We start from the raw sequence: 23,701 nt of genomic DNA, 5'->3' as shown, positions 1-23,701 counted from the left end.
GCGGGAAGGTTGGCTCTTCCTGACAGACCGTTCCGGGGGTCACAATCTCCCCATGGAGCCCCCAGTCCGTCTCGCCAGCACCGGCACCATCATTCACGGTGTCTCCGTCGGGGAGGTGCTGGGCGTGTCGACCCTCGCGGAGGCCAGGCTCATCGCGGGCGAGAGCGGGCTCGGCCGCATCGTGCAGCGGCTCAACGTCATGGAGGTCCCCGACATCCTGGCCTGGGTCAAGCCGCACGAGCTGCTGCTCACCACCGGCTACCCGCTGCGCAACACCCCGCAGTCGCTCGGCCGGCTGGTCGCCGACCTCGACGAGCGCGGCCTCGCCGCCCTCGCGATCAAGCTCGGCAGGTACGTCGACGAGCTGCCGGGCGACATGGTGGAGCAGGCCGACCGGCTCGGCTTCCCGCTCATCCTGCTGCCCAACGACGTGGGCTTCGACGACATCCTCAACCAGGTGCTCACCGACATTCTCAACCGGCAGGCCGCCGTGCTGGCCCGCGCCGAGGAGGCGCACCGCGCGCTGGTGCAGGTCGTGCTGGCCGGTGGCGGGCTGGGCGAGGTGGCCGCCGAGGTGGCGCAGCTCCTCGACGTGTCGGTGGCGGTCGTGGACGGCGCCGGTGCCGTGCTGGCCACCGCCGGTCCGGCCGAGCACGTGGCCGCGCTGCGCGAGTCGATCTCCCGCGAGGGGCCGCCCACCACGGCCGCCCGCGCGCCCGCGAGGGCCGGGACCGGCGGGGCCGCGAAGTCCGGAACCGGCGGGGCCGCCAGGACCGGGGCAGGGGGGCGCGGCGGCCGGGAGTTCGCCTCGGTGCCCGTGCTGGCCGGCGGGCATCACCACGGCCGCATCGTCGCCTACAGCGCCTCGACCGCGATCAGGGACAGCGACGTCGGCATCCTGGAGCGGGCCGCCACCGTGGCCGCGCTCGTCGTCACCCGGCAGGAGGCGGTCAACGCCGTCGAGAGCAAATACCGCGCCGACTTCCTGCGCGACGTGCTCACCGGCCGGGCCGGCACGGCCGAACGGGTCAACGGCCGCGCGCGGGCGTTCGGATGGGACCTGTCGCGGCCGGTGACCGTGCTCGTGGCCGAGCTCGACCCCGAAGGCGACGAACGCAGCGCCCAGGACCGGCTCGTCGCCTGCTGGACGGCGGCCGTCAGGCGGCACGACCCGCGCGGCGCGGTGGCCGGGTTCTCGCACGAGGTGGTGGCGGTGATCGACGCCGGGCTCGACGCGGCGCGGGTGGCCAAGGACGCCGCCGCGGCCTTCGCCGACCTGCCGCCCGCGACGTTCTCCACCGGCACCTCCCGGCCGAGCCCGGGAGCGGACGCGCTGCCCGAGGCGTACGCGCAGGCGCTCAAGGCGGCCCGCGTCGGCCGCCAGCTCCACGGCCCCGGCGCGGTCGCCCACTTCGACCAGCTCGGCGTCTACCGGCTGCTGTCGCTGGTCAACGACACCGACGAGCTGCACGCGTTCGTCCGCGAGACGCTCGGCCCGCTGGCCGCCGACGACGACGCCGAGAACGCCGACCTCCGCCGCACCCTCCACGTGCTGCTGGAGACCAACCTCAACGTGGCCGAGACCGCGCGCCGGCTGCACTTCCACTACAACACGCTGCGCTACCGCATCGGCAAGCTGGAGCGGATGCTCGGCAACTTCACCGACGACCCGCACCTGCGGCTCAACCTGACGCTGGCCCTGCACGTCCTGCGCATGAGAGGTATCTAGGCTTGTCCCCGTGGACCTCGACTTCGAACTGCGCTCCGATTTCATCCCGCTCTGCGACCTGCTGAAGTACTGCGGCGTCACCGAGACCGGCGGCATGGCCAAGCACCTCATCGCCGAGGGCCTGGTCCTCGTGGACGGGGAGGTGGAGCTGCGCAAGACCGCCAAGATCCGGGCCGGCCAGGTCGTGAGCGGCGACGGTTTCTCCATTCACGTCGCCTAGCAGCCCGAACGGTGCCGCCGTCGAGATGCGCGGTCCCCTCGGATGCCGAGCGCAGGCAGTGGTAGATGCCCTGGCTCGCGTGAACGGTCATGGCCAAGCCACCGATACCGACCAGATCATCCGATGCCGGTGTAGTACGGCAAGCTGCTGTTGATCTGGCTCGGCATGCGCGTAGTTCGCCTACGGCTGGGCGTGTCCGTTGTTCGATGGGCACTGCTCTACTATGGCGGCCGGCCGGCTCACCCCTTGCTACACGCCGCCGTTGACCGCTTCTCTACGAGAGGGCGTGGTTCGACTTACAACTCGAGTTGCGTGTCACATGCCTTGGCGACTAGCTCATTGTGCGTCGCTATGAGCACCGCACAACCCGCGTTCGCCATATCCCGGAGAATCTGCACGACCAATTCTGCGTTCCACGCGTCAAGCGACCCTGTGGGTTCATCGGCGAGCACGATCGAGGGACGCTTCACCAGGAGCCGAGCCAACGCAACCCGTTGCTGTTCGCCCCCGCTGAGCTGGAAAATCTTGTCCTTTACCCGCCCTCCCAGCCCAACCTGATCCAAAACGCTCTCGTACGATCCCCGCGCTGCCCTCCTAGTGCCGCGCACAACCGCGACGTCGAGATTGTCCCGCACCGTAGCCCCTTCAATAAGGGCGTAGTTCTGGAAGACATAGCCAAGATGGTCCCTCCGGAATTTCCGTGCCTTCTTAGAGTTGCACCTGGTAACGTTATGGCCATTTATGACAATCCGACCCTCATCTATTCGGTCGAGCAATCCTATGCAGTTCAGGAGGGTTGACTTCCCACTCCCGCTCCGCCCGGTGACGGCCATCATCTCACCCGTCTCGACGCTGAAGCTGAGATCGCTCCAGATCGTACGTTCCCCAATCGACTTGACCGCGCTCTCCACCAGCAACATTCGTATTTCCTTTGTTTAGAGCAGGCATCGACGTCCATACTGATCACATTCTGGCCGCTGCGTTCCGTCCCGCGCGCCTGCCAAGTACACCGAGAACGCCGAGGCTGCCACAGAGCCCTGCGCAGACCAGCGTTGCGGCCAGTGCAGGTTCCCAGCCGGTCACCGACATGATCTCTTGAGCTACGGAGGGAGCCATCATCCTGGGTGCACCCTGTTCTCGAAACTGCCACCGTTCGAGGGTGTCGAAGGCGACGTATGCGACGAACAAAAGCGTCGCGATGACCTCGGCCGTGAGCAGACGGCTGTGAACCCTGACGGCTGACCAGCCGAACAAGTTCTGCGCGAAGATACGCTGGGCGTTCTTCTGGAAGTAGAGATGGCTCATCCCGATGGCGGACACCATCATGACCGCTACGGCGATCACCAGGTTGATCAGCATGAACCAGAAGCTCACGGACATGTCTCTGTGTTCGTAAGCGGCTCGCAAAGCGATTGGTTCCACGCCATTGATGTAGGTCCTGAACGCCCCATTGCGTCGGGCATTTTCGACGAGGTCCGACTCAGTGAAGATGATTGAAGCTTGCGACGCGTACGCCGCATAGCCGATGTCCGAAAAAATCCTAGCAGCAGGAACAATCACCACGATGGGGTCCGAGATCAACGGATTCCCCACCTCGGCGGCGCCGGATCCGTAGGTGAAGAGCCGCTGACCGGCCAACGCCACCGATATTTCCACAGGTGAGGAGGGAACCCCGTTCCTCCTGCTTTGAGTGGTCACCCAGTTACTCATCGCCCGCGCGATGCGCTCTTCGTCGCGCATGAGCGCCGGCGGAACCAGGACACGGACATGATTTGCACCCGAGTCTCGCAATACCCTGTCTCCAGATTGCGTACGGACCTCTTGCCGCGCCAGGTAAGCGTCATTCACCGTCAGGACCTCACCATAAGGCGCGTGCTCGGGAAAGAAATCGGCGAGCATCCCACGATGGGAGACGATTGCCTGCCCGGCCCGATCTGCCTGGCGGATCCAGGCGCCCACTTCACGGAATTGGCGATTGCCCTCCTGTTCGAGCGTTCCATTGAATGAGATTCGGACCGCGTCGCCGGCAGCGCGGAACTTTTCCTGGCCTTCCTGCTTGCCGTCCAGCACCTGCCATGTGACCAGCAGCGCAGACGCAATGGCTAGGGCGACGCCGGCGGAAAGAATCCTGACGCCGAATATGCCGACGATGGCCTGCTTGGCCGGGACTTCCCCTTTGATCGCCGAGGGAATATTGACTCTGAAGGCGAGCAGTAGCGCCAGCAAATGAGCCACAAGAGCGAGTGAGACAAGGAGTCCGAGGATGCCGAACCATATCAAGAGATAGAAGTCGAATCTATGCAGCCGGTTGTAGGCGAACAGCGCTCCCGCCGCCGCTAGCATGCTCACGCTCAGGGAAGATATCCCGAACGCCGCGATGATCTTGAGGTCACGCCCCAGGACACCGGCGAAACCACGTCCTTGTAGCCGATGGATCCCGTAGGACTTGCAACCAAAGACAACGCCGAGCATCACCAGACAGATGATCGCCCCGCAGACCGCCAGGAAGCATTGGAGCGGTGCCCCATAGACGAAGATGGCATATGCCGTCATCATGGTCAGCGGTGGAGCCACAGTCGCTGTGAGCCCGAAAGATCGGATCTCTTCCTGAAAAGACTCTATTACGCCAGCGTCGACATGGTCGCCGAAGAGAAAATAGTAGCCGCGTGAGTCGAGGCCGGTGGTCGCTGCCATCGGAAGTACTGATATATCGGTGTCCGTATTGAATGCTGGATAACCATCCCGAAGCCAGTCGGCAGAGTCATCACCCGGGTCGCCGACAGCAAGATAGAGTACTCGCTTCCGCAAGTCACCAAGGTCAAGTGCCATTCGGCCGACGTTTATGCTGCTATCCCGGGCAAACTTCTCAAGCCTCTCTGTCGCCGACGCCCCAGGTGGCGCGTTCTCCGTATCGGCGACTCGCAGCACCTCTTTCGCGCCGATGATTATATCTCCATCGATCCTGTTCACCAGGCTGAAAGCCATCACCGCAGAGAACGTAATGGCCAGCACATATGCAAGCCTGATGCTGCGAGGCAGCAACACCATCCCCCTATGCACGACGTTGTCTTATTCCCGGGACTGAACTCTGACCTGCGCGCTCGGCAACTACTATAGGATACGCCTTAGCGCAGCACGAACAATCCGGCTGTCGATATCAGAACCTGAAGATGCAAGCGACTTTTCTGCACACCACGTGGCCGGTGCAATTCATGCGAGGAATCTGTGTGATCGTCAATGGCGCCAGGCAGGGGTCTGGCGCCATTGACCTTCGAACGTCATGGGCCCGGCAAACGATACCAGCCGAGTTCATGCACTCCCGGACGTCTGACCGCCTCGTTTTAACCGCTCAGATGGCTAGACCCTTTCTAGCCCTAGAGATCCGGCCGAGAATGGTCAATTCCACCGTGAATGCCGCAGTTCAGGAGTTAGCGACACGGTAAGCGTAATGTATGCCCGCCGCATGACACACCGACCCATGAAGCCGGACGGTCGATCACGGGCAAGAGCCGCCGGCCTCAATCCTGTAGTAGGCCGCGTTTCCGAAGCTCGAAGAGGCCACCTTGGCCCTCGACCAACTCCCGGGGTTCATGTTCGGTGAGCGAACGGTGGAGACCCCCACCGCCGTAGAACCATGGCAGTCGGCGTCATGCCAGTAGTCCGAGTAGGTGTACCCCTGGCTGACGCCGTGGTTCCAGATGCCGCCCTCGGGTGGGTAGGTGGTGTCCGCCCAGGCGGCGGTAGCCGTTAAGGCAGACGCAATGATCGCTGCGCCGGCGAGCAGTTTCGCGCGCATTCTCATAAAGAATCCTCCTTCTTGGGAAATACCACGCCTAGCCTCCTTCGGAGGTGTCAGGGGTATTAACCGGACATTTGACCTAATGCTTACATAGGTTCTGATCTATGACAAGGCTCTTGTTGTTTGAGTTTCGAGGACGGTAAAGATTCGATTTGGGCAGCAGAAAGGGAGGTGACGCCAGAACGTGGCGCGCCACCTTGTCATGCGGTGCGTGTTTGCCGCTCGCGGCGGCGAATTCGATCGTAGGAACTCAGCAGGTCATGTAGTAATCAGGCACTCGAACCACGATGCGGACGAGCCTCGACCCTCTTCTCCTTGCCAAGGTTCCAGTCGCCCTGTATTCATGGCTCGCTAAGTAGGCGTCCGACCCGTCTCCCACTGGTGTCGACCACATCTCGTCCAGCATCCAGCAAAGGTCCGTGCTCTACCGCATGTCGTACGCATCGGCTTTGTCGGTGCTCGGATCTACGTGTGTCGGGCCTCGTGCGCTGCGACAGCGACTCGATTCACTCAAAACTTCGGTGCTAGCCCTTGGCGGCGCGCTCGACTGTGAGTTGGTCAATGCGTTGTAAGCCGGTACCAGCACTACAGATGAACCTCCACCGCCGCATGACAGTCCACAAAGACTGTTGTCCACCTTCGCATACCGCGACCGCACATCTCGAAAGCCTGCTTCGCTTTACGCCGATGTGGCCCCTGAGTAGGACGAACCTCCAGGTGTCGGGCCACGACAAAAAGATGATCAATAGAAATGTGATCGACAAGTCAAGATCTGTCAACGACGGGACTGCCACTTTCCTGATACGCTGAGTAGCTCTTCTCTGCTGTTATAAGCATGACCGCTGGTCAACCTGCTTGTCGAGGACTGCACCCATCGGAGAAAGAGCCTTTTTCATTCTGACGATGTTGGGCGCTGGCGGACGGTGGAGTCCGACGGCGGGGTGCCGAAGACCGTCTCCTGGTGGGCCAGCAGGGCGATCTGCCGCATGCTGGTCGCCCCGAGGATCATCGCCACGGCGAGTTGCACGAGCACGATGCCCCGGTCCTAGACCGGCGAGCCGCCCATCCGGGCCAGCACCCCGCCCAACGCGCTAGTTAACCCACTCTGATCAGCGCATTTACTCAGGAGCACGGCACCCGGCGTGTCCCACGAGTCCTCGCCGTCCGCTTGTAGAGACAAGCCGCGGTCCCATGTCGTACCTTCCACCCGGAAGGTGCGTCCGTTCTGTGCGATGTCTTGATCTAAGCAGTCAGATCATCGCAGGTCGGAGTCACCTTCTTCATTTATCGATCTTCAGGGCGAAATTCGGGCTGAGTAGCTGAGGTTGATGTTTCTGTGCCGGCCACCGTCCGCAAGTTCGCCCGCGCCCATGCGGTCGAGAACCGGCTGGCCGCGGCGGCCGGGCGGTCTGGCCTGCTTACTCCCTACCTGCCCTACCTGAGTGCGTCCCGCAGCAGTCCGACAGAGAGGGCGAAGCGTCTCATAGCTAGCCTGATCTGCGACGACTGCGTCGCCGTCATGGACCACTTGGACACCGCGACGACAGTCATCTGGATCTGGCGCCTGTCCGCGCTGGGTACGTTGGCCGTACTTGTGCGCGGCTCAGGTGTTGGTCATGCGCTGTCGGCCAGGATCGCGCGCAGTTCGCCCACCGCTCGGTGTGTCCGGTGTTCGATGGGCACTGCTCTGAGGGTCATCCTGGCGGTCTCCAGGACGTGGACGGTGCGGAATTGTTCGGGGACGGAGGCCATGGTGGTGGCCGCCTGGCTCGCCCCTTGCTCCACGCCGCCGCTGACGATGGCGGCCCATGCCGCGTGCAGTTGGATGTTGGTCTCGTACACATAAGTGGACGTCAGGCGGAGCAGTTCCTCGCGGGCTCGTGCCGCTGCTTCCTCCCTGCCCATGGCGGCGTACACCCAGCTCTGGGAGAAGTAGAGTTCGTTCGGGGTCCAGAAGCCCTGTGCGTCGCCGCGCACGCCCCGATCGGCCAGGTCGGTCATCCTGTTCAGCGCTTCCTCGGCCTCGGCGTGGCGGCCCATCTTGGACAGGGCTTTGGCCCTGATCCCGGCCAGGCTCAGCATCGGTCGTTGGCCGGCGAGGTGCTCGGCCTCGGCCAGAAGTCGCAGGACGGACTGAGGTGACCGCTGTCCGTACAGGCCGTGGCCCGCTTCCTCGGTGCGTACCAGGAGGCGGATGTCGAGGTCGCGGCTCGCGTCGGCGGCCCAGCGGGCGGTCTCCCACTAGCGCAGGGCCGTACCGTGCTGGGCCAGCCGGTGAAGGCGTTGGCCTGGATGGCGGCGAGCAGCGCGGTCACCCGGTGCAGCTCCACGAGTTCGCTGCCCTTGGCGAGCTCGATCTGCCGGGAGAGGGTGTCCAGGTCGATGGAGAGGTCGTGGGCGACCTGCGCGGGTGGGCGGGTCCGGAGGGCGTGCAGGTGGTCCTCGTGGGCGGTGCTCCAATCGTCGAGGCTGCGGTGCGCGCCCATGGCGTCGTTGAGTCGTCGTCTGGTCGCCTCGTCGTCGATGACAGTCCCCATGGCGGCGGCGCCGGCCAGTCGGAGCATTTGTCGGCGGTTCGTGGCGTCCTCCCCGTCCTCGTCGCCGGCGTTATCCGTGACCAGGGTAGGCACGAAACCATCCTGATGGATAGGCGTCTCGGACGGGACATTACGGTGTTCTATTGCATCTGCCACAAATGCCGTTAGCAGTCCGACGTTCGCGGCCAGGTCTCTGTCCAGAGATATGGCGAGCTTCACGGAAGGGTTTACGTCGCCTTTTTCCAGCATGGACACTAGCTGGCGCTGATGTTCGCGCGCCGCGCGAACGCGCGCACCGTCGAGTCGCCTCGCAGGCACCTCATGACCTGGCCGAACCTGCTTCCCATCGACTGCCGCCCCTCCGCTGATTCGCGATCCCTGAACAGCCCTGAACGATTTGAACGCGAAATGCGCGCGACCGGTCGCGCGCATCGATCACGCTACTCGTACGCGCTGAAAGCGGAAAGAGAAAAGTGCTGCGAAGGGAGAATTCCGTGCCCGAGGCCACCACCGCATTCATCCCCGCACAACGGGAATCGCATGCCGTTCAGCCCGTACTCGTCGAGGCGATGATCGGCCTCATGCCGGGCGGCCTGATGTGGCGGCGGACGTTCCCCGGGACGGAGGACCAGGTGCCGCGGGCCCGGCACTTCGTCCGCTACCTCTTCGCCGACTCGTCCCGTCGTGACGATGCCGAGGTCGCCGTCGCCGAGCTGGCCACGAACGCGATCAGGCACACCGGCAGCGGTCGTTCCAGAGGCACGTTCATCATCGAACTGGCCCGGACGACGGTCGCGGTCACCGTCGCGTCTACGACTGCGGCTGGGGCGGCGTTCCCCGCTTCGGACGGCGCTGCCGGTTCGATGCCGTACGGGGCAGGGGGCTGGCCATCGTCGCGGCGGTCGCCGACGACTTCGGCCATGAGGGGGACGACCAGGTGGGTCACCGGGTCTGGGCGACACTGACCGGCTAGTACGAGCTCCCCTCACGACCTGGGCCGCCGCCCGACCACGCGGAGCTTCAGACCATGGCCCGCGCCACCGACCGGCGCATGCCGGAGGTCGGAGCTCGACTTCCTCGGGCGTCATGAGCGGTGACGGTTTCTCCATTCACGTCGCCTAGATCGGCATGTGCGCGAGGTTCCCACTGGTGGGCCGCGCAGATTTGGCAGATCATGCCCGTGTAGGACTACCGGGGCGGGCCTAATGTGCCCGCAACGGTAAACGGGTCGCCGGCAAGGCCCAGCGCAAAAGGGGCGCTCATGGTTTGGGGATGGACCAGACACGGTGACGGCAAGCATCTGGCGCCCGGCGAGGTGGTCAGGCCCGACGAGCGGCTGAGCTGGCCCAGGATGGTCGGGTTCGGCGCGCAGCACGTGATCGCGATGTTCGGCGCGACGTTCGTCTTCCCCCTCGTCATGGGGCTGGACCCCAACGTCGCGGTGATGATGTCGGGCGTGGCGACGATCCTGTTCCTGCTGATCGTCAAGGGCAGGGTGCCCAGCTACCTCGGCACCAGCGCCTCGTTCGTGGGGGGCGTGCTCGCCATCCGCGCGGTCGCCGGCGGCGACACGGCGGGCGCGGACGCCGTCGTGACCGGCGCGATCCTGGTCGTCGGCTTCGTGCTGGCGCTCATCGGGGTCGCCATCCACTTCCTCGGCGTGCAGATCATCCACCGGGTGTTCCCGCCCGTCGTGACCGGCGCGGTGGTCATGCTCATCGGGTTCGGGCTCGCCTACGTGGTGGCCGACGTCTACTGGCCGCAGGACCACTGGGTGGCGCTGCTCACGATGCTCATCACGTTCGTGGTGATCGTGGCCTTCAAGGGCTTCATCGGGCGGATCGGGGTGCTGGTCGGGCTGGTCTCGGGGTTCGTGCTGTCGTGGGTGCTGGACCGCCTGGCCGGGCCGGTCACCTCCGTGCTGCCCGGCGCCAACCTGCGCGACGCGGCCGGCAACGCGTGTGCCCCCGAGGGCCCGTACTGCCTGGCCACGGCCTTCCCGCACGACCGGGTGAGCTTCGACAGCGTCGCCAAGGCCGACTGGTTCGGGCTGCCGAGCTTCCACGGGCCGGACTTCCGCTTCTCGGCGGTGCTGCTGGTGCTGCCCGCGGTCATCGCGCTCGTCGCGGAGAACGTCGGGCACGTCAAGGCCGTCGGCGAGATGACCGGGACGGACGTCGACCCCTACGTCGGCCGCGCGGTCGCCGCCGACGGCGTGGCCACCGTGGTCGCCAGCGCGGTCGGCGGCTCGCCCACCACCACCTACGCCGAGAACATCGGCGTCATGGCCGCCACCAAGGTCTACTCGACCGCCGCCTACTACATCGCGGCCGTGATCGCGATCCTGTTCGGGCTGTGCCCCAAGTTCGGGCAGCTCGTCGCGGCCACGCCGGGCGGCGTGCTCGGCGGCGTCACCGTCATCCTCTACGGCATGATCGGCCTGCTCGGCGCGAAGATCTGGATCGAGAACCGGGTGGACTTCGCCGACCCCGTCAACATGGTGCCGACCGGCGCCGGCATCATCCTCGCCATCGGGCCGGTCAGCCACTTCGTGGGCGGCGACCTCACCCTGGAGGGCATCGCGCTCGGCACCATCGTCGTGCTCGGCGGCTATCACCTGCTGCGGGCCATCGCCGGGCGGCCGCTCCAACCGGCCACGCCGGCGGGGAACGAGGCCGGGTGAAGCCGCCGCCGTTCGACTACCACGCACCGCGCGACCTCGCCGCGGCGCTCCGCACCCTCGCGGAGGTCGGGGCGGAGGGCAAGGTGCTGGCCGGCGGGCAGAGCCTCATCCCCATGCTCAACATGCGCCTGGTCGCGCCCGCGCACCTCGTGGACGTCAACCGGGTGGCCGGGCTCGGCGGCATCGGGCGCGAGCCCGGCGGCGTACGCGTCGGGGCGCTGGCCCGGCACGCCGAGGCCGAGCGCTCCGGCGCGCACCCGCTGCTCACGCGGGCGCTCAAACTGGTCGCCCACCCGGTGATCCGCAACCGCGGCACCGTGGTGGGCAGCCTCGTCCACGCCGACCCGGCCGCCGAGCTGCCCGCCGTGCTGGCGGTGCTCGGCGGGTCCGTACGGGTGGCCCGCCGGCACGACGGGGCCGTGGTGCAGCGCGACATCCCGGCCGCCGCCTTCTTCACCGGCCCCATGGAGTCGGCGGTGCTGCCGGGCGAGCTGGCCGTGTCGGCCTGGTTCCCCGACCTCGCGCCGGGCGCGGGATGCGCCTTCGCCGAGGTGTCCCGCAGGCACGGCGACTACGCGCTCGCCGGGGCGTGCGCCGTCGTGAGCCCGGACGGCGCCGCCCGGGTGGCCTGCGTCGGCGTCGGCGCCGTCCCCGTCGTGGTGGACGTGAGCGCCCTCGCCCCCGACTGGGCGGCGGCGGCGCGTGCCGTGCGGGAGGAGACCGAACCCGACGACGACATCCACGCCACGGCCGCCTACCGCCGCCACCTCGTGGGCGTGCTGGCCGAGCGGGCCCTGCGCGAGGCCGCACAGGAGGCGGAGAACCTTGGAGCATGAGATCACGCTCGTGGTGAACGGCGCCGCCCGGCGGGTGAGCGTCCCGGCCAGGCGGCTGCTGTCCGACTGCCTGCGCCACGACCTCGGGCTGACCGGCACCCACGTCGGCTGCGAGCACGGCGTCTGCGGCTGCTGCACGGTGCTGCTCGACGGCGAGCCGGTGCGCTCGTGCCTGACGTTCGCCGTCACCGTGGACGGCCGCGAGATCACCACTGTCGAGGGGCTGGCCGGGCCGGGCGGGCTGTCGCCAGTGCAGCGGGCCTTCGCCGAGTGCCACGGTCTGCAGTGCGGCTTCTGCACCCCCGGCTTCCTGTGCACGGTGACCGCGTTCCTGGAGGCGAACCCCGCCCCCACCGAGGAGGAGGTGCTGGAGGGCATCTCCGGCAACCTGTGCCGCTGCACCGGCTACCAGAACATCGTCAAGGCCGTCCACCGGGCCGCCGAGCTGCTGGCGGAGGAAGCATGACGACGAAGCTGTTCGGGGAGCCGGTCCAGCGGCGCGAGGACCCCCGGCTGCTGACCGGGGGCGGCCGCTACCTCGACGACCTCGGCCCCGACGCGCTCGCCGCCGCGTTCGTCCGCGCCCCGCACGCGCACGCCCGCATCCGTGACATCGACGTCGGCCCGGCGCTCGACGTCGAGGGCCTGGTCGCCGTCTACACGTGGGAGGACCTGCCCGAACGGGTCGGCCGGCCGCTGCCGCTGCTCATCCCGCACCCGGCGCTCACCCACGGCCGGACCGCGTACCCGCTGGCCAGGGACGTCGTCAGGCACGTGGGCGAGCCGGTGGTCATGGTGGTGGCCGCCGACCGCTACGCCGCCGAGGACGCCTGCGCGCTCATCGAGGTCGACTACGAGGTGCTGAAGCCGGTCGTCGGCCTGGAGGAGGCGGTGCAGGGGGCGGCGCTCGTCCACGAGGACGTGCCCGGCAACGTCGGCGCGCACCTGGTCCAGGAGGTGCCCGGCGCGGACGGGCGCGGCGCCCGCGAGGCCATCGAGACCGCGCCGCACACGCTCGCCTTCCGGCTCGACATCGAGCGCAGCGCCAGCATGCCGCTGGAGGGCCGGGGCGTCCACGCCCGCTGGGACGGCCGCGACCTGCGCGTCCACTCCAGCACCCAGACCTCCACCAGCGTGCGCATGGCGGTCGCCGCCGCGCTCGGCCTGCCGCTGCCGCAGGTCGAGGTCATCGCGCCGGACGTCGGCGGCGGCTTCGGCGTCAAGATCGTGCACCCGTGGCCGGAGGAGATCCTGGTGCCGTGGGCGGCGATGACGCTCGGCCGCGAGGTCAAGTGGACCGAGGACCGCAGGGAGCACTTCATCTCCTCGGCGCACGAACGCGGGCAGGTGCAGTACGTGCGCGTCGGGTTCGACGACGACGGGCGCGTGCTCGGCCTGGACGTGACGATCCTGCACGACCACGGGGCCTACACCCCCTACGGGATCATCGTCCCGATCGTCACCTCGACGCAGCTGCTCGGTCCCTACAAGATCGGGGCGTACCGGGTCGAGTTCAGCTCCGTCTACACCAACACCGTGCAGGTCACGCCGTACCGGGGGGCGGGCCGCCCGCAGGGCGTGTTCTGCATGGAGCGCACCATGGACAAGATCGCCCGCCACCTGGGGCGCGACCGCACCGAGGTGCGCGCGGCCAACTTCATCGGGCCCGGCGAGTTCCCGTACGACCAGGGGATGACCTTCCAGGACGGCCGGCCGCTCATCTACGACAGCGGTGATTACCCCGAGATGCTGCGCCTGCTGAAGGAGCTCATCGGCTGGGACTCCTTCGAGCGCGTGCCGGGGCGCGGCATCGGCATCGGCTGCTACGTCGAGGGCACGGGCGTGGGGCCGTACGAGGGCGGGCACGTGCAGATCACCTCCGACGGGCGGGTGCACGTCTCCACCGGGCTCACCTCCCAGGGGCAGGGCCACGAGACGGCCTTCGCCCAGATCGCCGCGAGCGAGCTGGGCGTGCCCATCGAGCGGATCAGCGTGGTCACCGGCGACACCCGCAGGTTCGGCTACGCGGTCGGCACCTTCGCCTCCCGCGCCGCCGTCGTCAGCGGCAACGCCATCGCGCTCGCCTGCCGCAAGGTGCGCGAGAAGGCGCTGCGCATCGCCGCCGACGCGCTGGAGGCCGACCCCGCCGACCTGGAGATCACCGACGGGATCGTGCACGTGGCAGGGGCGCCGCACGCGGCCGTCCCCCTGTCCACGGTCGCCGTGCTGGCCAACCCGCTGCGCTACGCCTTCGACGAGGAGACCGCCAAGGCCACCCAGTTCGCGGGTGCCGCCGCGCCCGACCGGCCGCCGGTGGCCGAGGGCGAGGAGCCGGGGCTGGAGGGGCGCGACTACTACTCGCCGATCCGGTCCACGTTCGCGGCCGGGATGCACGCCGCCGTCGTCGAGACCGACCCCGACACGGCCGAGATCCGCGTGCTGCGCTACGCCGTGGTGCACGACTGCGGGCGGCTCATCAACCCCATGATCGTGGAGGGGCAGATCCACGGGGGAGTGGCGCAGGGCATCGGGGGCGCGCTCTACGAGCGGATGGTCTACGACCCGCACGGGCAGCTGCTCAACGCCTCCTTCATGGACTTCCTCATGCCGTACGCCACCGAGGTGCCGCACGTCGAGACCGCCCACCTGGAGACGCCGTCGCCGCTCAACCCGCTCGGCATCAAGGGCGCGGGTGAGGCGGGCGTGATCCCGGTCTCCGCCGTCATCGCCTCGGCGATCGAGGACGCCGAGGGCTTCCCCATCGACCGGATGCCCATCTCTCCCTCCGACCTGTTCCATCTGCGCGGCACGTAAGATCGGCGGCATGCGTGCCCCTGCCTCCGGGCTGACCGTGTTCCCCGAGGTGCCGGACGACGTCCGGGTGGTCGATCTGGCGTGGAACGACCTCGCCGAGGTGCCCGTCCGGGTGGGCGGGCTCGCGGCGCTGGAGGAGCTGCGGCTCGACGGCAACGCCCTCACGGCCCTGCCCGACCTGTCCGGGCTCGGCGCGCTGCGGGCGCTGCACCTGGACGGCAACCGGCTCACGGCCTTCCCCTCCTGCCCGCCGGGCCTGGAGACGCTCTTCCTGTACGGCAACCGCGTCCGCGAGCTCCCGGACCGCCTGCCGCCCGCGCTCCGCCACCTGGCCGCCGGCGCCAACGGCCTGACCGACGTCCCCGCCGCCCTGTGGAAGCTCACCGGGCTGCGCTCGCTCAACCTGGCCGAGAACGCCCTGACGGACCTCCCCGCGGCCGTCGGCGGCCTGACCCGGCTGCGCATGCTGGACCTCGGCCACAACCGCCTCACCACGATCCCGCCCGAGCTCGGCGACCTGCCGCTCACCGACTACCTCTACCTCAGCGACAACGCCTTCACGGAGGTGCCGGCGGCCCTCGGACGGCTGGACCGGCTCGCCTACCTCAACCTCACCGACAACCGGCTGACCCGCCTCCCCGACGCGCTCGGCGACATGGCCGCGCTGGTCGAGCTGCGCCTCTACAACAACCGGCTGGAGGCGCTGCCGGAGTCGTTCGGCCGGCTGAGCAGGCTGCGCGAGCTGCACCTGCGGGGCAACCGGCTCACCCGCCTGCCCGCGGCCCTCGCCGGCTGCGCGGAGCTGCGCGTGCTCGACCTGCGCGGCAACCACCTCCGCGCGCTGCCGGACGCCCTGCCGCCCCGCCTCACCCATCTCGACCTGCGGGCCAACCGGCTGCGGGAGCTGCCCGACGGTCTCGCCGGGCTGACCGCGCTGGAGAAGCTGGACCTGCGCTGGAACAAACTCGACGGCGACCCCGAGGTGCTGCGGGTGCTCGAAGGGCGCGGCTGCGTCGTGCTGCGCTGAACCGGACCCCGCGTCCCTGCGTACCTCCGCACATGACGACATTTCCACGTCTGGCCGCTTTCGCGCTGCTGGCCGGACTGGTCGCCGGATGCTCCTCCTCGGGGGGCTGGGGCGGCTACGTCGCAGCGGGCAACGACCAGCAACAGGCGAACGCCACCCCGCTCTCCGTCGAACAGCTCTCCGCCAAGGTGGGCTGCACGCCGAAGATGCAGGTCGACAGCGAGGAGATCCGCACCGGCCACTGCAAGACCGAGGCCGGCGAGTTCTTCGTCAACACCTTCAAGTCCGAGAAGCTGAAGGACCAGTGGATGGACCAGGCGCCGGAGTACAACCCGCACCTGGTCGGCCCGCGCTGGACCGTGCTCGGCCCGCTGGAGGTGCTGGAGCAGCTCAAGTCCCCGCTCAGCGGGGACCTGCATCTCATGGACCACCGGGTCTCGCAGACGCCGTCCCCGAAGTAGCCCGAACCGGTATGGGGCCGAACCGGAGCCGGAAGGGCTGCGTACCTCCGCACATGACGACATTTCCACGTCTGGCGGCCGTCGTGCTGCTGGCCGGGCTGGCCGCCGCCTGCTCCCAGGGCAGCTGGAGCGGCGGCGGTCCTTCCGGCCCGGCCGGCGCGGGCGGCCGGGCCGGCGCCGCCCCGCCCTCCGTCGAGCAGCTCGCCGCCAAGGTCGGCTGCAAGCCGCGCATCCAGGTCGACGCCGCCGAACTCCGTACGGGCTACTGCCGGACCCCCGACGGCGAGTTCTTCGTGACCACGTTCGCCTCCCAGGCGGGCAAGGACGCCTGGATGGACGCCGCACCCGAGTACAACCCGCACCTGGTCGGCAACCTGTGGACGGTGCTGTCCGGCCGCCAGGTGCTCGATCTGCTGCGCGAACGTCTCGGCGGTGACCTCCACCTGACCGACCACCGCACGAAGCAGATGAAGGTGGTCGGCTGAGCCGCCTTTCAGGCGGCCACGCGGACCCGCTTCCTGAACACGTAGTACGTCCAGCCCTGGTAGACCAGGACGAACGGGAGCGCGATCAGCCCGATCCAGCTCAGCATCGTCAGCGTGTACGCCCCGGAGGCCGCCTCCGCCAGGGTCAGCCCCGGCAGCGGCCGCACCCGCAGCTCCATGAAGACCGCGAGCGTGGACAGCACGATGGCGGCGGCCGTGGCCGTGAACGCCCAGCCCTCCCTGCGCCGCCAGATCAGCGCCGCCGCCGCGGCGAGCGCCGCCATCGCGGCGAGGGCGGGGAACGTCCCCAGGTTGGACAGCGCGAGCACGGCGACCGGGATGACCGCGGCGCCGGCCGCCATGGCGGCGAGGCGGGCCCGGTGGCGGATCGGGCCGGTGGTCCTGAGCGCCAGGAACACCGCGCCGTGCAGGACGCACACGGCCAGCGTGAACGCGCCGCCCAGCACCGCCGCGACCGGGCTGCCGAACAGCAGGTCGGCGAAGACCGCGCCCCACAGGAACGCCGGCAGCCCGCTGCCCACCATGACCGCCATGTCGCACCAGGCCGGGTTGCGCACCTTGCCGCGCCACTCCAGGCCCACGCCGCGCAGGATCAGCCCCACCAGGATCAGCGTGATCTGGAGGTAGAACGCGCTGAACACCCCCGAGTACCAGGCGGGGAAGGCGGCGAACATGGCGCCCACCGCGGTGATCAGCCACACCTCGTTGCCGTCCCACACGGGGCCGATGGTCTGCAGGCTCTGCCGCTGCTCGGCGTCGTTCCTGCTGAGGAGGGGCGCCAGCAGGCCGACGCCGAAGTCGAAGCCCTCCAGCACGAAGTAACCCGTCCAGAGGAAGGCGATGATGACGAACCAGAGATTGATCATGGTCGGTGTGCCTCTGCTCAGTACATGAGCGACGGCTCGCGCCGCTGCTCGGCCAGGGGGGCGGGCTGGGGCTCGGGGACGCCCTCGCGTACGTGCCGGGTCAGCAGCACGGCCTCGGCCACGGCGAGCGCGCCGTACAGGAGGGTGAAGACGGCGAGCGAGATCGCCACTTCGGCCAGGGACACGCCGGGGGAGACGCTGGCGGCGGTCAGCAGTTCGCCGGCCACCGTCCACGGCTGGCGGCCGATCTCGCTCAGCAGCCAGCCGGCGATCACCGCGAGCAGCGGCAGCGGCAGGGCCGCGACCAGCGCCCGCGACAGCCACCGGGGGAACTCGCGCCGGCGGCGGGTCAGCCAGAGCCCGAGCACCGACAGGCCCACGGTGGCCATCCCGAAGCCGATCATCAGGCGGAACGACCAGAAGACGACGGTCGGGTCCGGGCGGTAGTCGCCGGGGCCGAACTGCTGCTCGAAGCGGCGCTGCAGGTCCTCGGTGCCCTGGACGGTGGCGTTGAGGTCGTTGGTGGCGAGGAAGCTGAGGACGTGGGGGATCTCGATGCCGGGGACGATGCTGAACCCGGCGCCCGCGGTGTCGTGCCGGAGACCTTCGGCGGCGGCCAGCTTCATGGGCTGCTGCTCGTACAGCAGCTTGCCCGACATGTCGCCCGTGCCGGCCACGACCGCCCCCGCGATCGCCGTCATGACCAGCGCGCCGCGCGCCGCGCTGCGCCACATGGGCGCGTTGCGCCGCAGCATCCAGTAGCCGCACACGGCCAGCACGAACCCGCCCGCCACGATGAACGCCGCCCCGACCACGTGCGGGACCTGGGCGAGCGCCGTGGAGTTGGTCAGCACCGCCCACAGGTCGGTCATGCGGGCCTTGCCGTCCACGACCTCGTACCCGACCGGGTGCTTCATCCAGGCGTTGGCGGCCAGGATGAAGTACGCCGACAGGTTGGAGCCGATGGCCGCGGCCCAGATGCAGGCCAGGTGCACCTTCTTCGGCAGCCGGTCCCAGCCGAAGATCCACAGGCCCAGGAACGTGGACTCCATGAAGAAGGCCAGCAGCGCCTCCATCGCCAGCGGCGCCCCGAAGACGTCGCCGACGAAGGTGGAGTACTCGCTCCAGTTCATCCCGAACTGGAACTCCTGCACGATGCCCGTGACCACGCCCATGGCGAAGTTGATCAGGAACAGCTTGCCGAAGAACTTCGTGAGCTTCAGGTAGTGCTCTTTGCCGGTGCGGTGCCAGGCGGTCTGCAGCCCGGCCACGAAGATCCCCAGACCGATGGTCAGGGGCACGAACAGAAAGTGGTACACGGTGGTGACCCCGAACTGCCACCGTGCCAGGTCAAGTGCGTCCATCTTCCCCGTCGACTCCTGAGCTCTACAAGCTGTAGTACATCTACCCTTAGTAGTACTACAGGCCGTAGAGCAACGCGATGCGACGTTGGTCACATCCGCTTACGTACGTGCTGGTTGCCGGGTATCGAGAATGCCGCCGAAGGGCGGCCCGGGGCGTCACCCGCCGGGCTGATTCCGGGGTACCCCGCCCGGCGGACCCCGGAGTCAGCGGGCCAAAGTGGCGTCCAGGTAGGCCTGGAGGTTGCCGAGCTCGTAGCCGCGGCGCTTGATCTTCTTCACCAGGACGCGGAAGTCGCGCGCCAGGTTGGGGCGGAAGTGCAGCAGGAGGATGTCGCCCGGGCGCAGCTGCTTGTCGGGCACCTGGTAGGCGATCTTGCCGCCGGGCTGGACGGTGGCGGTCCAGAGGAGCACGGCGGACATGCCGCAGCTCTTCGCGGCCCGCAGGGTGTCGGTGTTGTAGGAGCCGTACGGCGGGCGGAACAGGGTCGGGCGGGCCCCCAGCTCCTTCCCGATCAGCCGGGAGGCGCCGCACAGCTCGCGGCGCTGGGCGGCGTAGGGGAGGGTGCGCAGGTCGGGGTGGGTGAGGGTGTGGTTCTCGACGGGGGAGCCCGCCTCGCGCAGCTCGCGGAAGTAGTCCCACTTGCCGGCGCCGACGTAGCGGGCCTGGCCGCCCGACTGGTCGGGGGTGCCCTTCGCCTCCACCGCGTCGCGCATCGCGAAGACGGTGAGGGGGATGCGCTGGTCGCGTACCTGGCGGACGAGGCCCGGGTCCTGCTCCCAGCCGTCGTCGATGGTGAGGAAGACGACCTTGCGCTTGGTGGGGATCGAGCTGATCACCGGGGGGAGCGCGCCGGTGCGGAGGGGGCGCACCTCGCCCGGCCGGGGGAGCGCCCCCGGCGGGCCCTGCGGGCGGGGCGGGGCGGACGAGCGCGGCGCGGATCCCGTCGGCGCCGCGGAGGGCCCGGCTTGGTCGGGCGTGGCGTCGCCGCCCGGCGCGCAGGCGGCGGCCAGCAGCGCGAGCGCGACGCAGGCGGGCCTGAGCGCTTCTAACGGGGATCTTGGACGCACGAGGCACCATCCTGCCATCTCTCGGGGGGCTCCCAGGGGCTCCCACGGGACGACCCTTGTCGGTGCGACACCGCCGCCGTCTGGCAGGTGTTGCCCTTATCCGGCGGGCCCGCGCTGCCTAGAGTGGCGGCATGCGAGTGGCGGGCAGCGCCGTGATCGGCGTGCAGAAGGAACGACTGTGGGCGGCGCTCCAGGACCCGGCGGTGCTGGTGCGCACCATCCCCGGCTGCGAACGGCTGGAGGAGACCGGGCCCGGGGCGTACCGGATGACGGTCAACGCGGGGGTGGCCTCGATCAAGGGCGTCTACCAGGGGGAGGTCGTGCTGACCGAGCCCGTGCCGGGCGAGGGCTTCACGCTCAGGGCGCGGGGGCAGGGCGCGCCCGGCACTGTGGAGGCGACCGTACAGCTCCGGCTGAGCGAGGCGGACGGCGCCGGCGGCACCCGCGTGGACTACGACGCCGAGGCGGTGATCGGCGGGATGATCGGCGGGGTCGGGCAGCGCATGCTCGGCTCGGTGGCCAAGCGGACGGCGGGGGAGTTCTTCTCGGCCGTCGAACAGCACCTCTGCCCAGCTCCCGCCGGAGCCGCAGCCCCCGTCCCCGCAGAAGCCGCAGCCTCCGCCGGAGCCCCAGCCTCGGCCGAAGCGCCCGCCTTCGCCTTCGCCCCCGCCCCCGTGCTCGCCGAGACGGCTCCGGCCGAGACGGCGGCCGGGGTTCCACGGGCCGGGGCCGTCTACGAGCGGCCGCCCAAGCCCGGCGCCGCCCACACCACCACCCGTCCGTGGGTGATGCTCGCCTCCTTCGGCACGGGCGCGGGCGTGGCGCTCGCGGGCGTCGCGGTGGGCTGGCTGCTCGCCAGGCCAGGCCGCCGCTCCCGCCCCTGAGAGATCGCTCTCCGGGAGGGCCACGGCCTCTCGCGGAAAAGGATCTCCCGGCGTAACGTGGCGATATGCGGCAGGAACACGCTGAAGACGCACGGACCGAAGCCAGGAGAATCGTACGTGACCTGCTGGGCGAGGAGCGGCCGTCCGCCCGGACCCTGATCGCCGACGTGCGTCCGGTGCTGGGGGACGAGCGCACCGGCCGCGCGCTCGACCTGGCACTCGGCGCCGCGCTGACCCGGCGCTCGGCCGAGCTGGCCGCCCTCGCCGCGCTGCTGGTCGGCACCCGCGAGCTGGGCGCCGCCTGGTGGACCCGCGCCCGGGGCGGCAAGCTGCCGCCGCCCGACGAGGTGATCCGCACGGCCGTGGCGATCGAGCCGTGGACCGACCTGACCGCGCTGGAGATGCTCGCCGCCTGGATCGCCGACGACGCCGCCGACCAGCTCTGGGGCGCGCCGGTCGCCCAGGTCGACCTCAACTCCTGGCAGGCGGAGGACCGCTTCGCGCTGCCGCCGGGCGTCCGGCCGGGGCAGCGGCTCGTCGTGCACTTCGACGCCGGCGGCCGGCTCGACGCGGTCGTCACCCGGCGGGCCGACGAGGAGCTGGGCTCCAACCTGGACTTCCAGTCGCTGCGCTACTCCCGTCCGGCCGAGGCCCAGTGGAGCTGGGGCGTGGCGGCCGGGCTCGGGCCGCACCGGCTGCCCGGCGAGCACCCCGACCCGTACGCCCGCGAGGTCCCCGCACGGGCCTCCGGCATCCTGCGCGCCTGGGCGCTGCGTCACGGGGCCACCCGCGACCAGCTCGGCGAGACCTGGGAGACGGTCGGCGACGTGGTGGCGGCCATCGAGCGGGTCGACTGGATGTGGCGCAGCGGCGAGTGGTTCGGCTGGTGGCGGGGGGTGTCGGCGCTGGTGGACGACTCGGCGTACCTGCCGTACCGGCTGGAGGAGCTGGCCGCCGGCTGACGCCCCGCCGGCGGGCAGGAATCGGTCGCGGGCCGCCGGGGTTGTCCCCTGGCGTGAAGGTGGAAATATTCTCCGATGTCGCGTGTCCCTGGTGTTACATCGGGCATGCCAGGTTCCTCAAGTCGGCCGAGCGGTTCCGGGCCAGGGGCGGCACGATCGAGGTGACGATGCGCCCGTTCCAGCTCGATCCGGACGCCTCGCACGAGGGCGAGCCGATGATCCCGATGCTGGAGCGCAAGTTCGGGCCGAACGCCTCCCAGATGGTGCAGCGGGTGGCCGGCGTGGCCGCCGCCGACGGCCTGGCCATGGACTACGACAAGGGCGTGAGCGCGAACACGTTCGAGGCGCACCGCCTCATCGAGCTGGCCACCCGGCAGGGCCGCGGCGGCGAGATGGCCGAGCGGCTGTTCCGCGCGCACTTCGCCGAGGGCCGCAACGTGGCCGACCCCGCGGTGCTCGCCGAGCTGGCCGCGGAGACCGGCGTCGAGGACACCGGGGAGGGCGCCGAGCAGGTACGCGAGCAGATCGCGCGGGCGCGGTCGCTCGGCATCACCGGCGTGCCGCTGTTCCTGTTCGAGGGCAAGTTCGCGGTGTCGGGCGCGCAGCCGCAGGAGGCGTTCGACGCGGCCATCGACGAGGTGGCCGAGCGCACCGGCCAGCAGCCGATCACGCAGCTGGCCGCGCCCGCGGAGGGCTGCGACGACGACGGCTACTGCGCCGTCTGAGGCCGTCTGAGGCCGTCTGAGACGGCGGGCTTGACGGGCTACTGCGCGGTCTGAGCGGCCGGCGCGAGGACGTCGTCAAGCCGGCCGGACCGGTCGGCGGGGGTGCCCTCTTCGATCGGTCCGGGCCGGTCGGCGGGGGTGCCCTCGCCGAGCTGCCCGGACCGGTGGTGGCGGCGGCAGAGCACCTGGTAGCGCACCGGCGAGTCGTCGGTGTCGCCGATGACCACCTGCTCCCCGGTCCGCGCCATCACGCCGCCCACCACCCGCGCGTTGAGCTGCCCGGGCCGCCCGCACCAGCACAGCACCTCGACCTGCAGCCGGCACACCTCGTCGGCCAGCTCGAACAGCCGCTGCGCGGCCGGGAACATCACCGAACGGAAGTCGGAGGCGAGCCCGAAGGCGTAGACGTCCACGCCGTGCTCGTCCACCAGGTCGGCGAGCTGCTCGATCTGCTCGACGCTGTAGAAGCACGCCTCGTCGCAGATGAGGTAGTCGACGCGATCGTACGAGGTCACCAGCCGGACGAGGTCGAGACCGTCCTCCACCTCGACGGCCTCCAGCCCGAGCCCGATGCGGCTGGTCACCTGGGGTCCGCCCGAGCGGTCGTGCTTGGTGAGCACCAGGCCGCGCCGGCCCTGTCTCGCGTGGTTGTAGTTCATCTGAAGCGCGAGGGTGGACTTCCCGCAGTCCATGGGGCCGAAGTAGAACTTCAGCACGGCATCCCGCGCCCCGGACGGCACCGGCGACAAGGCAGACGATTGGGTCACGGGCCGCCAGCTTAGTGGCTTGGCTTGTTCCATGACCTCGTGGGACATTTTCCCCCTGAGGTTTCAGGAGGAACTGTGGTCACCGACAAACCGTCCCCGCTCGACGCGATGTTGCAGCAGGACGACCTTACCGCCGCGCAGGCCGACGCCACCCGATGGCGCTACGGCTTCTACGTGGTCGTGGCGGGAATCGTGGCGGTCCTGGTCGCCTTCGCGGCGGCGGTGTTCGCCACGCGAGAGTTCGCCTCGCTTTTCGCCGGGGTGGCGGGGGTGATCGGTACGATCGTCGGCGCGTACTTCGGAGTGCAGGCCGGCCAGTCGGGCAAGGCCAGGGTGGAGGCGGAGCTGGCCAGGACACAGGAGCTGGCGATCCGCCTGGCCGCGCACGTCGGCACGGCCAACGCGCCCAGGGTCGTCGACGAAGTGCTCGGCCGGCGCCGAAGCTAGAGGAGC

The 23,701-nt window shown here is 69.3% G+C and carries 24 protein-coding genes; 14 read left to right on the top strand and 10 right to left on the bottom strand.

All coding sequences use genetic code 11. The features are described from left to right. The first annotated feature begins 52 nt into the window (after window positions 1–52). Window positions 53–1,729, top strand: a complete 1,677-nt coding sequence (locus ABD292_RS27405; protein ID WP_344212155.1) for a PucR family transcriptional regulator — start codon at window positions 53–55, stop codon at window positions 1,727–1,729. 10 nt (window positions 1,730–1,739) lie between these two features. Further along, window positions 1,740–1,949, top strand: coding sequence for an RNA-binding S4 domain-containing protein (locus ABD292_RS27400; RefSeq protein WP_020540721.1), 210 nt, complete (start codon window positions 1,740–1,742; stop codon window positions 1,947–1,949). Window positions 1,950–2,245: 296 nt separating this feature from the next. On the opposite strand, the gene ABD292_RS27395 is transcribed toward ABD292_RS27400, so the two are convergent. The 6 genes from ABD292_RS27395 to ABD292_RS27370 form a co-directional block, all read right to left on the bottom strand. Continuing rightward, complete coding sequence (locus ABD292_RS27395) at window positions 2,246–2,869, bottom strand: ATP-binding cassette domain-containing protein (protein WP_344212153.1); 624 nt, start codon at window positions 2,867–2,869, stop codon at window positions 2,246–2,248. Between the two features lie 43 nt (window positions 2,870–2,912). Beyond that, window positions 2,913–4,961, bottom strand: coding sequence for a hypothetical protein (locus ABD292_RS27390; protein ID WP_344212151.1), 2,049 nt, complete (start codon window positions 4,959–4,961; stop codon window positions 2,913–2,915). A 484-nt stretch (window positions 4,962–5,445) separates the two neighbouring features. Beyond that, the gene (locus ABD292_RS27385) at window positions 5,446–5,751 is read right to left on the bottom strand and encodes a lactococcin 972 family bacteriocin (protein ID WP_344212149.1); all 306 of its coding nucleotides are present in this window, start codon (window positions 5,749–5,751) and stop codon (window positions 5,446–5,448) included. 889 nt (window positions 5,752–6,640) lie between these two features. Next, the gene (locus ABD292_RS27380; protein WP_344212147.1) at window positions 6,641–6,781 is read right to left on the bottom strand and encodes a hypothetical protein; all 141 of its coding nucleotides are present in this window, start codon (window positions 6,779–6,781) and stop codon (window positions 6,641–6,643) included. Window positions 6,782–7,362: 581 nt separating this feature from the next. Beyond that, window positions 7,363–7,830: a hypothetical protein gene (locus ABD292_RS27375; RefSeq protein ID WP_344212145.1), complete on the bottom strand. Its 468-nt coding sequence runs from the start codon at window positions 7,828–7,830 to the stop codon at window positions 7,363–7,365. After that, entirely contained in the window at window positions 7,824–8,378 is a 555-nt protein-coding gene (locus ABD292_RS27370; protein WP_344212143.1) for a hypothetical protein, read from the bottom strand. Before ABD292_RS27370 ends, ABD292_RS27375 begins: the two co-directional genes overlap by 7 nt. A gap of 401 nt (window positions 8,379–8,779) precedes the next feature. Here ABD292_RS27370 and ABD292_RS27365 point away from each other — a divergent pair, with 401 nt between their 5' ends. From ABD292_RS27365 to ABD292_RS27330, 8 genes are all read left to right on the top strand, one after another. After that, on the top strand, window positions 8,780–9,250 hold the full coding sequence (locus tag ABD292_RS27365; protein ID WP_344212141.1) for an ATP-binding protein: 471 nt from the start codon (window positions 8,780–8,782) through the stop codon (window positions 9,248–9,250). A gap of 296 nt (window positions 9,251–9,546) precedes the next feature. Further along, on the top strand, window positions 9,547–10,968 hold the full coding sequence (locus ABD292_RS27360) for a uracil-xanthine permease family protein (RefSeq protein ID WP_344212139.1): 1,422 nt from the start codon (window positions 9,547–9,549) through the stop codon (window positions 10,966–10,968). Beyond that, window positions 10,965–11,804: an FAD binding domain-containing protein gene (locus ABD292_RS27355; RefSeq protein ID WP_344212137.1), complete on the top strand. Its 840-nt coding sequence runs from the start codon at window positions 10,965–10,967 to the stop codon at window positions 11,802–11,804. Before ABD292_RS27360 ends, ABD292_RS27355 begins: the two co-directional genes overlap by 4 nt. Beyond that, window positions 11,794–12,270: a (2Fe-2S)-binding protein gene (locus ABD292_RS27350; protein WP_344212135.1), complete on the top strand. Its 477-nt coding sequence runs from the start codon at window positions 11,794–11,796 to the stop codon at window positions 12,268–12,270. Before ABD292_RS27355 ends, ABD292_RS27350 begins: the two co-directional genes overlap by 11 nt. After that, window positions 12,267–14,618 (top strand): aerobic carbon-monoxide dehydrogenase large subunit, encoded by a 2,352-nt coding sequence (gene cutA, locus ABD292_RS27345; protein ID WP_344212133.1) that lies wholly within the window; start codon window positions 12,267–12,269, stop codon window positions 14,616–14,618. Before ABD292_RS27350 ends, cutA begins: the two co-directional genes overlap by 4 nt. A gap of 10 nt (window positions 14,619–14,628) precedes the next feature. Next, window positions 14,629–15,645: a leucine-rich repeat domain-containing protein gene (locus ABD292_RS27340; RefSeq protein ID WP_344212131.1), complete on the top strand. Its 1,017-nt coding sequence runs from the start codon at window positions 14,629–14,631 to the stop codon at window positions 15,643–15,645. A 32-nt stretch (window positions 15,646–15,677) separates the two neighbouring features. Next, window positions 15,678–16,106, top strand: a complete 429-nt coding sequence (locus ABD292_RS27335; RefSeq protein ID WP_344212129.1) for a hypothetical protein — start codon at window positions 15,678–15,680, stop codon at window positions 16,104–16,106. Window positions 16,107–16,159: 53 nt separating this feature from the next. After that, window positions 16,160–16,591: a hypothetical protein gene (locus ABD292_RS27330; RefSeq protein ID WP_344212127.1), complete on the top strand. Its 432-nt coding sequence runs from the start codon at window positions 16,160–16,162 to the stop codon at window positions 16,589–16,591. A gap of 8 nt (window positions 16,592–16,599) precedes the next feature. On the opposite strand, the gene cydB is transcribed toward ABD292_RS27330, so the two are convergent. The 3 genes from cydB to ABD292_RS27315 form a co-directional block, all read right to left on the bottom strand. Continuing rightward, window positions 16,600–17,478 carry a cytochrome d ubiquinol oxidase subunit II gene (cydB, locus tag ABD292_RS27325; protein WP_344212125.1) on the bottom strand — a complete coding sequence of 293 codons (879 nt, stop codon included), beginning with the start codon at window positions 17,476–17,478 and terminating at the stop codon, window positions 16,600–16,602. A gap of 17 nt (window positions 17,479–17,495) precedes the next feature. Further along, a complete protein-coding gene (locus ABD292_RS27320) occupies window positions 17,496–18,842 on the bottom strand; it encodes a cytochrome ubiquinol oxidase subunit I (protein WP_344212123.1) in 1,347 nt (448 codons plus the stop codon). Window positions 18,843–19,046: 204 nt separating this feature from the next. After that, window positions 19,047–19,910 carry a polysaccharide deacetylase family protein gene (locus ABD292_RS27315; RefSeq protein ID WP_344212121.1) on the bottom strand — a complete coding sequence of 288 codons (864 nt, stop codon included), beginning with the start codon at window positions 19,908–19,910 and terminating at the stop codon, window positions 19,047–19,049. Between the two features lie 131 nt (window positions 19,911–20,041). Between ABD292_RS27315 and ABD292_RS27310 the strand changes: the two genes are divergently transcribed. The 3 genes from ABD292_RS27310 (at window position 20,042) to ABD292_RS27300 (ending at window position 22,481) form a co-directional block, all read left to right on the top strand. Next, window positions 20,042–20,794, top strand: a complete 753-nt coding sequence (locus ABD292_RS27310) for an SRPBCC family protein (protein WP_344212119.1) — start codon at window positions 20,042–20,044, stop codon at window positions 20,792–20,794. 65 nt (window positions 20,795–20,859) lie between these two features. Further along, entirely contained in the window at window positions 20,860–21,756 is an 897-nt protein-coding gene (locus tag ABD292_RS27305) for a hypothetical protein (RefSeq protein WP_344212117.1), read from the top strand. 53 nt (window positions 21,757–21,809) lie between these two features. Continuing rightward, window positions 21,810–22,481, top strand: coding sequence for a DsbA family oxidoreductase (locus tag ABD292_RS27300; RefSeq protein ID WP_329574064.1), 672 nt, complete (start codon window positions 21,810–21,812; stop codon window positions 22,479–22,481). Between the two features lie 38 nt (window positions 22,482–22,519). Here the strand turns inward: ABD292_RS27300 and ABD292_RS27295 are convergent, their stop codons facing one another. Further along, window positions 22,520–23,248, bottom strand: a complete 729-nt coding sequence (locus ABD292_RS27295; RefSeq protein WP_344212114.1) for a thymidine kinase — start codon at window positions 23,246–23,248, stop codon at window positions 22,520–22,522. Between the two features lie 75 nt (window positions 23,249–23,323). Between ABD292_RS27295 and ABD292_RS27290 the strand changes: the two genes are divergently transcribed. Then, a complete protein-coding gene (locus ABD292_RS27290) occupies window positions 23,324–23,695 on the top strand; it encodes a hypothetical protein (RefSeq protein ID WP_344212112.1) in 372 nt (123 codons plus the stop codon). Window positions 23,696–23,701 lie beyond the last annotated feature (6 nt).

Origin of the sequence: Nonomuraea bangladeshensis (genome assembly GCF_039529455.1) — a bacterium.
In the GTDB taxonomy this organism is placed as follows: domain Bacteria; phylum Actinomycetota; class Actinomycetes; order Streptosporangiales; family Streptosporangiaceae; genus Nonomuraea; species Nonomuraea bangladeshensis.
The sequence above is the reverse complement of the archived record's forward strand: the minus strand, read 5'-3'. Positions and strand labels throughout refer to the sequence as shown.